Consider the following 11,483-nt stretch of genomic DNA (forward strand, 5'->3'; position numbering starts at 1 on the left):
GGCATTTTATTTTAAATATTCATAGGACGAGCATTCATAATATTATTTGTAATACATAGAGTATAATTTTTCATTCTAATAATCAGAAAGTAATCAAAATGTAATTAATTTCAACTACGCTTTTTATATTTTTTTGATACACTGGCTACGAGGGGGATACCAATTAAGGTGGGTAAAAACCAAAACCATATTGGCGGAAGTAAATTTAAAATGGGAATATGGATGCCGATATTTACTAAAAGTGCGGTGACTGCACCAATATAAGAACCTAGCATACCTCTAATGTGGTGATGGAGCCAATTTTTCCAACGTTTTTTTCGTGCAAGGTATCCATAAATCGCAAATGAATAAGAGAAGATTGCTACATAAAATAAATATGCGATTTTATCCCAGTTGATAATGGATAATATTATTGCCGTAAGGGTAATGACAACATAGGATGCATGATATATTTCGCCCCATTCGGTATGTTTTCCTTTCTTCTTTTGGGCAACCATCGCTACAATACCAGTGATTAAGCATATTGTTCCAAATAGGATGTGTATGGTTAAAAGAATGTTAAAAATGCTCATAATAATTCCTCCTTTTTTATTTTTATAGTATTGCAGTATAGGAGAAAAGTTGAAAAATATAGTTAGTTCGGCTTAATATATTGAAATAAAGGTACTCCTAGAACAAAACCCAATGATTTAAATATTTAGTGAGATGATTATTATGTTAAATGAAGGAGAGACTTCTATGTTTACATCTATTACATATTTACAATCGGGCAATGAGAAACAACAAAAAATATATGATGTTTTGAATAGCCTAAACATAATGGAGGATTTAGCTTTATATAATCCCGTTCTTTGCGGGACAATCCCTATAAGAATTGATACTCCTCAATCTGACTTAGATATTGTAATGGAAGTATATAACTTTGATGTTTTTGAGCAGGAAATGAGATCTTTATATGGTTCTTATGGAGGGTTCAACATAAAAAAGAAAAAAATTAAAGGTACTGAATCGATAAAGGTGAATTTTGAATTCGAAGGTTTTGAATTTGAATTATTTGCTCAACCGAAGCCAGTGCGTAATCAAAATGCATATAGACATATGATAGTGGAACACATGCTATTAATGCAGTATCCCCATATAAGGGAAGAAGTTATTCGCTTAAAGGAACAAGGTTTAAAAACAGAACCTGCTTTTGCTCAAGTATTAAATATTGACGGAGATCCTTATGAAGAACTTATTTTATTAGGGCAGGAAATGAAATTGTGGTAAATAAGATACATAAAAAAATCCTCCAAAAACAAAAGAGGATTTTTTTTATGCCGTTAACTTCCGAATTAATTCACTGAGCAATTTAATTCCGTTAGTCATTTGTTCTGGAGTAGCATATCCATATGATAAACGAATGTACTGATCTGATTCTTCTTCATAAATACGTCCCGGATTTAAAAGAATTCCTTTTGATAGTGCCTCTGAAAATAGTTTTTTCATCGGAATGTTATGTACAACCTTTAGCCATATAAAAAATCCACCACTAGGAATATCCCATGATGCAATATCTGCACAATATTTATTTAAAGCTCGTATCATTATTTGTCTTCGTTCTTTCAGGTGCTTTCTTACGTTTGCTACATGTTCTTCATAAAAACCTTCATTTATCCATTCAGCAGCTACTCTTTGAGATAAAGAGCTGGATCCATAGTCTGTTTGCATTTTTATATCTGACAATCTATCAATAACAGGTTCTGGTCCGATTATCCATCCAATTCTAAGTCCTGGGCTAAGTGTTTTAGAGAGACTACCAATATATAATACATGTCCATGTTTATCCATCGACTTTAAAGGAGCTGGAGGTGATTCATCAAGCCATAACTCTCGGTAAATATCATCCTCGATGATAGGCAATTGCTCTTTTTCACATATTTTTAATATTTCTTTTCTTCGCTCTTTGGACATCAATATCCCCGTTGGATTTTGAAAACAAGGGATTGAATATAAAATATTATTCTTTTGACTATATTTAATTCGTTTTAATAAGTCGTTAGGTAAAATACCGTGATGATCCATTGATATACCGGATAAATTTATATTTGCTGATTGAAAAACATGAAGTGAATATAAGTAAGAAGGTTGTTCAAGTAAAACAGTTGATTTTCTATGTAAAAGACCAATTGATATTAATTGTAATGCTTGGAGTGCACCAGAGACTATTAATATAGAACCCGGTGATGCATGTATTCCAAATGATTTTACGTATTTGCTTATTGCTTCACGTAACGGATAAAAACCTTTTTGTTCTTCGTATCCGAAATAATCTAATTCCTCACTGACGTTTTTAATTATAGATTGCATAGTTTCGAGCGGGAAAAGGTGAGGTGCAAGTTCACCTTTACTAAGATGGATAAGCGTTTTATTTGCTTCTGCTTCATTTATTTCTCGCACCATTAACTTACTTGGTTTATGAATACCGGCCTTTACATATTCACTCCAATCGGGCGGGGGATTAGTTGCTAATAATGACCATGTATTATTTGTTACAATTGTTCCTGCTCCGATTTGTCCTTGAATTAAACCATCTGCCATAAGTTCATCTAGCGCATTTATTACAGTACTTCGATTTACATGAAATAATTGTGCTAACTGCCGCTGACTAGGGATTTTACTTCCAATTGGCCATTCTCCGTTTTCAATTTTTTCTTTCATATAGTCTATTATCTGCCGATATTTGGGCACTTTTTTATCGGTTGTCATATAAAAAACTCCTTCGTTAATTTAAAAGATTCAAAGTGGTTGGTTTTTCCGATAAATAACTGGTTGAAGACATTGTATCAACTATTAAATATGATGAAAAGAAATAATTGGTAATTTAAAAATGGTTGGTCTATTAAGGAGGGAGAGAAAACATGCATAATAAAAAATGGGATTTACGCATTATATGTGCTCATGCTTTTACAATTCTTATATGGGGAACTGCTTTTCCAGCAATTCGTATGGGGCTTGAATCTTATACGCCTGAACACCTTACTTTACTACGCTTATTAATCGCCTCATTTATACTTTTGTTATTTTCATTTATATACAAACTACGACTACCGGATTTAAAGGATATCCCAGCAATTTTTATATTTGGTGCTCTAGGATTTACTATTTATCACATCGCATTAAACTACGGCGAAAAAACAGTAAATGCTGGATCTGCAAGTTTAATAATTTCAGTCACTCCAATAGTAACGGCAATTCTTGCTTCTGTTTTTTTGAATGAAAAAATGAAATTAAATGGCTGGATCGGTGGTGTAATGAGTTTTGCAGGAATTGCCTTAATTTCATTTAGCCAAGGCGACGCTATTCAATTGAATAGCGGGGGGGGATTATTTATATTATTAGCGGCGATTTCAGAAAGTCTATTTTTCGTTTTCCAAACATCTTACTTAAAAAAATACGGCTTCTTACCATTTACCATATATACAATTTTGTCTAGTACTGTATGTATGCTTATTTTCTTACCCGGAGTTTATCAAAAAATACTAGCAGCTCCTCTTGAAGTTAACTTGAGCGTTATATATTTAGGTGTCTTTCCAACAGTACTCCCGTATATTGCATTGGCCTATATTATATCTCGTGCTGGTGCTTCTGAAGCGACAAGTTCTCTATATTTAACGCCAATAACTGCGTGTTTCATTGCTTGGATATGGTTAGGAGAAGTGCCAACTTTAGTTTCGATAATTGGCGGAGGAATTACTATACTTGGAATTGTGATTGCTCATATACCGGTATTAAGAAAAGAAAAACATAGGAATTTAGCAAATAATCAATCCGTATAATGTAATTCAATAATAATTTTATGATACTTTTTTATATAGTTTCTTTCTTATGTTGATAAATATAATATTTTGTATTTCAGTTAAATATTGTATGTTACATTTTATGTAGTAAGCATTTTAAAAGGAGCTGACAACATAATGAATGGAAAAAGAAAAATTTTCACATGTATTTCTATTGTAGGAATCGGACTAGCTAGTTTTTCTAATTCTAGTTTCGCAGCAAGTGTAACGGACAATTCAATACAAAATTCTATTCCCGTAGTTAATCAACAAGTAGCTGCTGCAAAGGAAATGAAACCATTTCCCCAGCAAGTTAATTATGCAGGTGTTATAAAACCGAATCATGTTACACAGGAAAGTTTAAATGCTTCTGTAAGAAGTTACTACGATAATTGGAAAAAGAAATATTTGAAAAATGATTTATCTTCTTTACCTGGTGGTTATTACGTAAAAGGAGAGATTACAGGTGATGCGGATGGGTTTAAGCCACTTGGAACTTCAGAAGGTCAAGGGTATGGGATGATAATTACAGTATTAATGGCTGGTTATGATTCGAATGCTCAAAAAATCTATGACGGTTTATTTAAAACAGCAAGAACTTTTAAAAGCTCTCAAAATCCTAATTTAATGGGATGGGTTGTCGCAGATAGTAAAAAAGCACAAGGTCATTTTGATTCTGCTACTGATGGGGATTTAGATATTGCGTATTCTCTTCTTCTTGCTCATAAGCAGTGGGGATCTAATGGAACAGTTAATTATTTGAAAGAAGCACAAGACATGATTACAAAAGGTATTAAAGCTAGTAATGTTACAAATAATAACCGACTAAATTTAGGAGATTGGGATTCTAAAAGTTCACTTGATACGAGACCATCTGATTGGATGATGTCACACCTTAGAGCATTTTATGAATTTACAGGTGATAAAACTTGGCTTACTGTTATTAATAATTTGTACGATGTTTATACGCAATTTAGTAATAAGTACTCTCCAAATACAGGACTTATTTCAGATTTCGTTGTAAAAAACCCACCACAACCCGCACCTAAAGACTTCTTAGATGAGTCAGAATATACAAATGCATATTATTATAATGCTAGTCGAGTACCTTTAAGAATTGTAATGGACTATGCGATGTACGGCGAGAAGCGAAGTAAAGTCATTTCTGATAAAGTCTCTTCATGGATTCAAAATAAAACGAATGGAAATCCTTCTAAAATTGTGGATGGTTATCAATTAAATGGATCCAATATTGGTAGTTATCCAACTGCTGTATTTGTTTCACCGTTTATTGCTGCAAGTATAACGAGTAGCAATAATCAAAAGTGGGTAAATAGTGGTTGGGATTGGATGAAGAATAAGAGAGAAAGTTATTTTAGTGATAGTTATAATTTATTAACTATGTTATTTATTACAGGAAATTGGTGGAAGCCTGCACCTGATGATAAAAAAACACAAAATCTAATAAATGATGCAATTTATGAAGGATACGATAATTAATTAAATTTGAGAATGGTTACTGAAGAAAGGAATTAGCATTCGCTAGTTCCTTTTTAATGTTTTGTAAAACATTATCCATTCTAAAATTCGCATAGATATACTTGCTTTTTTCATATACATAGTTATTGATGACTCTATGTTTTTATGAAGGGAGAGTATTTCTTGGAAAAAGTATTATTTTTCGGAGACCCAGGTATTGATGACTCATTTGCCATTATGTATGGTTTACTGCATCCCGAAATTGAAATTGTCGGTATTGTAACCGGATACGGAAATGTTGAGCATATACATGCTGCACATAATGCAGCGTATATTTTACAGTTAGCAAATAGACAAGACATTCCTGTCATTAGTGGTGCAACAAAACCACTGACAGAAGAAATCACTACGTACTATCCTGAAATTCACGGAGCAGAAGGATTAGGGCCCATCCATGTTCCAGAAAATATATTATCTATTCCAATATATAATTTCGGCAGTATTGCTGCGATTCTTATAAAGTACGGAAAAGATTTAACGATTGTCGATGTAGGAAGATCTACCTCGTTAGCAATTGCTTTTAATTTATGGAATGATTTAATGCTAAATGTAAAAGGAATCTATTTCATGGGTGGTGTTTTTTTAGAAGTAGGAAACGTTACGCCATTAGCAGAGGCAAACGTGTATGGAGATCCGATAGCAAGTAAAATTGTTTTCCATCAAGCAAAGAATTTATTCATATTCCCTTTAAATGTAACAAACAAAGCTGTGTTAACACCAAATGTATTTAACTATATTCAAGCTAATGCAAAGAATCCATTTCATATGATAATGAAACCAATGTATGACTACTATCTATCCGCATACCAAAAACTTAATCCATCTATGGAAGGACCTTTGCTACATGATGTGGTTGCAATAAGTGGATTAGTAAATCCAAGTTTTTTTGAATTTGTGCATCGTACAGTAAATGTAGATACATACGGAGATACGAAAGGACAAACATTTGCTGATTTTCGACCTAACTCTAACTCTAAATCTGAAGGATCCCGTATAGCTTTAGAAATAGATGCAGAAAAATTCATTCAAGATTTTATAAAAATTATGTTATAAGTTGCTGTCGAAAAAGGGAATTATTTCAATGCGTTGAATATAAAAATACATCCTCTAGATAAAGGAGCTTACAATATTGAATGTCCAGTTAAAGGTTGTTACGAGAGACAATTGGGAAGATGCATTAAAGTTACAAGTTAAAGAAGATCAAAGAAAATTTGTCCCCGCTGTAGCAGTTTCACTTGCTAAAGTATATATAAAACCAGATGGTGACAATGTAGAGTACATACCATTCGCTATATACGATGGTGACCTTATGGTTGGTTTTGTTATGCATGCTGTTGTAATAGAGACATCGGATATGTATTGGATTAACGGATTTATTATTGATCAATCGCAACAAGGTAATGGTTATGGAAAAGCAGCATTACAAGAAAGTATTAATATAATAAAAAATACGTTTAAGGCGTGTAAAGAAATTAGATTAACCGTACATAAAGATAATATCTCTGCAAAGAAATTATATGAACGATATGGTTTCATATCATTAGGACAGGAGTATGATGGTGAGCAAGTATATCGTTTATTTGTTTAACTATTAGGAAGTAAAGGTGTGAAATGAAATATGCAATTTACTGAAGTGAAAATTGAAGTGTTCATTCCTGAAGAATATATTGAAACATTAAGGGATGAATTAAATAAAATTGGAGCATGTAAAACGGGCGAATATGACCATTGTCTTTCCTATAGTTCAGTGAAAGGATATTGGAGACCTTTAGAAGAGGCATCTCCTTTTAATGGAGAAATTGGTCAAATATGCGAAGGACAAGAATGTAAAGTTGAAATAAAGTGTAAACGAGAACTTGTAAAAGATGCTCTTGAAGTTATTAATGATATTCATCCGTATGAAATGCCTATGATTTATATTATACCAATACTAAATGACTATTTTGAGAAACTATACATTAAATAACTAGGAGGAATATTAATTGAAAAGTAAATTTCATCATATTGTACGAGCAGTCATGATAAAAGATGAAAAATTATTAGTTGCTGAATATATCGGCCATCATTATTTTTTACCTGGTGGCCATGTTGAAATTGGAGAATCAGCAGAGAATGCATTAAAAAGAGAGTTAAGAGAAGAACTTGGAGTAAACTGTAGTATACAACAATTTTTAGGCGTCATAGAAAATCAATGGCAAGATAAAGAAGTTCTTCATCATGAAATTAACCACATTTTTGAAGTAGAGTCACAAGATTTACATACGGACTTAACACCGAAATCTAGCGAGTCTCATTTAGCATTTCACTGGATAGCTTATAATAAAGAAGCCTTAAATCATTATGAAATCATGCCAATGCCTTTAGTAAAGGAATTACTAGAAAGTAAGTTAAATGATGAACTCCTAAATTGTTGGATTAGTAATTTTTAAATCACTTTATTTATAGTAAATACGTCCATCGAATGAATATAAAGAAAATGGGCTGAAAAACAAGGTACATCACCTAGTGTAAGTTCATATTTTGTTGATGTACGCATTTAGTCTATAGTCTTGTTTCTACTTTGTTTAAAAGAATTTATTAACTTTAATATTTGGACGGAATTTACATTTATAAATGGAGGGTTTCATAATGAATCAGTTTCAACAAGAACTACAATCATTAAACCTTAATGATTATCAAACTGGCAATGTTGTGTATTGGGATCAACAACAAAGTCAATATCCATACTATTACATTCAAGACGATGCACGTCGTTGCGGCGGATGTGGCGGTTGTGGTGGACGTTGCGGTGGATGTGGCGGTAGATGTGGTGGTTGTGCAGGTCGTTGCGGCGGATGTATAGGATGCGCAGGATGTTTCAGTTGCTTTAATTGCTGGAACTGGTGGATTATTTAAGTATAGAAAATTCAAGTTATTTTATATGAAAGAAAGGTGTAAAAACTATTTTGCACTTTTCTTTCATGCTGTAATTTTGATGTGTATTAAGGGGGATTTATTTGTATACATATGATAAGTTGATTTCTTGGGTAGAGGATATAAAAGAAAAAAATCATAGTTCTGCTACAGCACTTTGTATTATAAAAGATAATAAAATCGTACTAGAGCATTATAGTGGTTATCACTCAAATACATCTACAACCAAGAGAGTAACAGCATCTTCACAATTTAACGTTGCTTCTGCTAGAAAAAGTTATTTAGGATTAATGATAGCGTATGCGCTTTATGAGGGGAAAATAAACTCTATTGATGATGAAGCGATAAAATATTTTAAAGACTTTGATCCTGCATTGCTTAGTAAAACGACGATAAGACATTTAGTAACACATTCGCACGGATTAGAAGAAACGAATGACAGGACAATTTTTCGTGAATTTGCACCGGGACAATCATGGGCGTATAGAGATATTAATGTAAGAATGATGACACGTCTTATTTATCAGCTATATAACAAAAGTTTTCCTGAATTGTTAAAGGAGCGTGTGTTTAAACCTGCTAATTTTCAAGAAACAGGTTGGAGAGTTCAGCGAGATGAAAATTTAGTTGACGTTGTTAATAATCCAAATGAAGACGCAATTAGTGAAATTGGTACGGTAGATGACGGTACTGAAAAAAATTTGTTTGTCTCAGCTAGAGAATTTGCGCAGTGGGGCAATCTTCATTTAAATCAAGGTGGGATAGATGGTAAACAAATTGTTCCAAAAGAAGTTATAAAAATCGCTACGAGTTTGCAGAGTCCAACATATATAAACAAAGAGCTACCACAAAATGGATTGTTTTGGTTCATCCAAAATGAGCCTGCGCAATTAAGCGAACTTGGTGAACGTGTTCCAAAAGGGTCGTATCAAATATTAGGGATTACTGGACCGACCATTTTAGTAATACCTGAATATAATGTAGTTGTTGCAAAAATGTATAATAAAAGATATAACTACGGTGGTGATAATTACTTATATTATTTACGTGAATTTAGTAATTTAGTCGCAGATACATTTAGTAACGGTAATAGGGCATAATTACTCCTATAACGAAAAGGAGTGATTGAAAATGAAAGATAAAGTGAACAAAAATAAAAAGCAAAATATAAAAGATGTAAATACAGAGCAAAATGCAATTTATAGCGATCCTAAAGATGCAGCTAATATGCAAACTGTACCGCAGCCGAAAGATTTTGATGAAATCGAATATTAATTTTTCATCCGACTATATGATGAATGAAAAATACGTCTTAAGTCTCATAACATTTAAGAAATTATTTGATAACATATATACATAAGCATTTGAAAATGTCTTATCTTAACAAAGCTTTCTTTAGAAATATCTGATATAACCTGCAAAAGGCACTTCTTTATGAAGTGTCTTTTTGTGTATATGAACTTAATTACCATTTTCCGTACAGTATCTTGCAATTTATGATGGATATACTAACTGTGAAAATTCATGTCAAGATAAAAGAAGGGGACAGTTAGTATGAAACAAACTTCTATAAATCCGTTACTAATTGTTCTAGGTACAATCATTGTTCAAATTGGCCTTGGAACAATTTATACATGGAGTTTATTTAATCAACCCCTTGTAAGTAAGTTTGGATGGAATCTTAATTCAGTAGCGATAACTTTCTCCATAACAAGTTTTTCTTTATCATTCTCAACTTTATTTGCAGCCAAGTTGCAGAAAAAATTAGGACTTCGAAAACTTATTGCTACTGCAGGAATTGTTTTAGGACTCGGCTTAATACTTAGTTCACAAGTTTCTTCTTTACCACTATTATATTTATTAGCTGGTGTCGTTGTTGGTTATGCGGATGGAACAGCTTATATTACATCACTATCTAATTTAATTAAATGGTTTCCAAATCGGAAAGGGCTTATTTCAGGTATATCTGTATCAGCGTATGGAATGGGCAGCTTAATCTTTAGATATATAAACGGAAATCTTATCGATAACCTTGGTGTATCACAAGCATTCTTATATTGGGGTATTATCGTGTTACTTTTAGTGTTAATTGGATCCTTCTTCTTACGTGAGGCAATTGTAAGTAATGCTGTAACTGAAACATTACACAATGACTATACTCCGCGTGAAATGATGCGAACGAAACAAGTATATCTGCTATTTTTTATGTTATTCACCTCGTGTATGGGTGGTTTGTATTTAATCAGTATGGTAAAAGATATCGGCGTACAACTTGTTGGACTTAGCGCAGCAACCGCTGCAAACGCCGTTGCTATGATTGCAATCTTTAATACAGTAGGTAGAATCATTCTTGGGACGTTATCAGATAAAATCGGGCGAATGAAAATTGTCTCTGCAACGTTTATTATTATAGGTTTGTCAGTCTTTACTTTAAGTTTTATTCCGCTAAATTACGGGATCTATTTTGCTTGTGTAGCAAGTGTCGCCTTTTGCTTCGGCGGTAATATAACTATATTCCCAGCTATTGTCGGAGATTTCTTTGGATTAAAAAACCATAGTACAAATTACGGGATTGTCTACCAAGGTTTCGGATTTGGTGCGCTTGCAGGATCATTTATTGGAGCGATACTCGGGGGATTTCAACCAACTTTCATTATAATCGGTGTTTTAAGTGTTATTTCCTTCATTATTTCAATATTAATCCGTCCACCAAATGTAGAAAAGAAAAAGGAACTAAAACATTTACATCGGAAAGTAGCTTAATTTTAAAAAGAGTCCTCATACTAGGGCTCTTTTTTATTCCATTAACTTTGCTTCTTTACTAACTCATTAAAGACAGGACAATATCATTTTAAAATTGAATAGATAAGTAAAAAGGAGCGTGACACTTAAAATGAAAATAGTACAGCAGTGGGTACAAGAAGATAGTGATTACATAAGAGAGAAAGTAATTGAATACAATCAAAAATATCTTGCAGGTGAAGAAAAAACACCTTCAGAAAAGGTTAGTTTCATAGTAAGAAATGAAAAAGAAGAAATAGTAGGTGGGGTAACAGCAATAACTTTTTGGCACCATATACACGTTGACTTTCTATGGGTTTCTGAAGAATATAGGCATGAAGGTTACGGAAGCAAGTTAATAAAGCTTATTGATATCGGTAGAGCGTAGTGTAGGGAATAATTGTAGAGATATGTAGCAATTCATACTAGTAA

At 32.8% G+C, this 11,483-nt stretch carries 13 protein-coding genes and 1 pseudogene; 12 read left to right on the forward strand and 2 right to left on the reverse strand.

The genetic code is table 11. The features are described from left to right. Positions 1 to 110: 110 nt before the first annotated feature. Positions 111 to 572 carry a DUF2306 domain-containing protein gene (locus H6481_RS26430; protein WP_053564312.1) on the reverse strand — a complete coding sequence of 154 codons (462 nt, stop codon included), beginning with the start codon at positions 570 to 572 and terminating at the stop codon, positions 111 to 113. 166 nt (positions 573 to 738) lie between these two features. Here H6481_RS26430 and H6481_RS26435 point away from each other — a divergent pair, with 166 nt between their 5' ends. Then, positions 739 to 1,269, forward strand: coding sequence for a DUF4269 domain-containing protein (locus tag H6481_RS26435; RefSeq protein ID WP_000495198.1), 531 nt, complete (start codon positions 739 to 741; stop codon positions 1,267 to 1,269). A gap of 45 nt (positions 1,270 to 1,314) precedes the next feature. Here the strand turns inward: H6481_RS26435 and H6481_RS26440 are convergent, their stop codons facing one another. Then, positions 1,315 to 2,748, reverse strand: coding sequence for a PLP-dependent aminotransferase family protein (locus H6481_RS26440; protein ID WP_000205602.1), 1,434 nt, complete (start codon positions 2,746 to 2,748; stop codon positions 1,315 to 1,317). A gap of 152 nt (positions 2,749 to 2,900) precedes the next feature. Between H6481_RS26440 and H6481_RS26445 the strand changes: the two genes are divergently transcribed. The 11 genes and pseudogenes from H6481_RS26445 to H6481_RS26495 form a co-directional block, all read left to right on the forward strand. After that, positions 2,901 to 3,818 carry a DMT family transporter gene (locus H6481_RS26445; protein ID WP_097987281.1) on the forward strand — a complete coding sequence of 306 codons (918 nt, stop codon included), beginning with the start codon at positions 2,901 to 2,903 and terminating at the stop codon, positions 3,816 to 3,818. Between the two features lie 138 nt (positions 3,819 to 3,956). Beyond that, positions 3,957 to 5,318 (forward strand): glycosyl hydrolase family 8, encoded by a 1,362-nt coding sequence (locus tag H6481_RS26450; RefSeq protein ID WP_063547441.1) that lies wholly within the window; start codon positions 3,957 to 3,959, stop codon positions 5,316 to 5,318. Positions 5,319 to 5,480: 162 nt separating this feature from the next. Further along, positions 5,481 to 6,410, forward strand: a complete 930-nt coding sequence (locus tag H6481_RS26455; RefSeq protein ID WP_182813638.1) for a nucleoside hydrolase — start codon at positions 5,481 to 5,483, stop codon at positions 6,408 to 6,410. Between the two features lie 76 nt (positions 6,411 to 6,486). Then, entirely contained in the window at positions 6,487 to 6,945 is a 459-nt protein-coding gene (locus H6481_RS26460; protein WP_001102673.1) for a GNAT family N-acetyltransferase, read from the forward strand. A 30-nt stretch (positions 6,946 to 6,975) separates the two neighbouring features. Beyond that, complete coding sequence (cutA, locus tag H6481_RS26465) at positions 6,976 to 7,323, forward strand: divalent cation tolerance protein CutA (RefSeq protein ID WP_065483858.1); 348 nt, start codon at positions 6,976 to 6,978, stop codon at positions 7,321 to 7,323. A gap of 16 nt (positions 7,324 to 7,339) precedes the next feature. Continuing rightward, positions 7,340 to 7,786 carry an NUDIX domain-containing protein gene (locus H6481_RS26470; protein WP_000836831.1) on the forward strand — a complete coding sequence of 149 codons (447 nt, stop codon included), beginning with the start codon at positions 7,340 to 7,342 and terminating at the stop codon, positions 7,784 to 7,786. Positions 7,787 to 7,985: 199 nt separating this feature from the next. Further along, positions 7,986 to 8,252, forward strand: coding sequence for a heterocycloanthracin/sonorensin family bacteriocin (locus H6481_RS26475; RefSeq protein WP_001071389.1), 267 nt, complete (start codon positions 7,986 to 7,988; stop codon positions 8,250 to 8,252). Between the two features lie 101 nt (positions 8,253 to 8,353). Beyond that, complete coding sequence (locus tag H6481_RS26480; RefSeq protein WP_000288894.1) at positions 8,354 to 9,370, forward strand: serine hydrolase domain-containing protein; 1,017 nt, start codon at positions 8,354 to 8,356, stop codon at positions 9,368 to 9,370. Between the two features lie 31 nt (positions 9,371 to 9,401). Next, positions 9,402 to 9,545 (forward strand): hypothetical protein, encoded by a 144-nt coding sequence (locus tag H6481_RS26485; protein WP_000653680.1) that lies wholly within the window; start codon positions 9,402 to 9,404, stop codon positions 9,543 to 9,545. Between the two features lie 279 nt (positions 9,546 to 9,824). Further along, the gene (locus H6481_RS26490; protein ID WP_000815136.1) at positions 9,825 to 11,033 is read left to right on the forward strand and encodes an OFA family MFS transporter; all 1,209 of its coding nucleotides are present in this window, start codon (positions 9,825 to 9,827) and stop codon (positions 11,031 to 11,033) included. A gap of 130 nt (positions 11,034 to 11,163) precedes the next feature. After that, positions 11,164 to 11,424 (forward strand): annotated as a pseudogene (locus H6481_RS26495) (GNAT family N-acetyltransferase); the annotation flags it as partial. Between the last annotated feature and the right edge of the window lie 59 nt (positions 11,425 to 11,483).

The organism is Bacillus sp. ME78 (assembly GCF_903970865.1).
Classification (GTDB): Bacteria; Bacillota; Bacilli; order Bacillales; family Bacillaceae_G; genus Bacillus_A; species Bacillus_A cereus.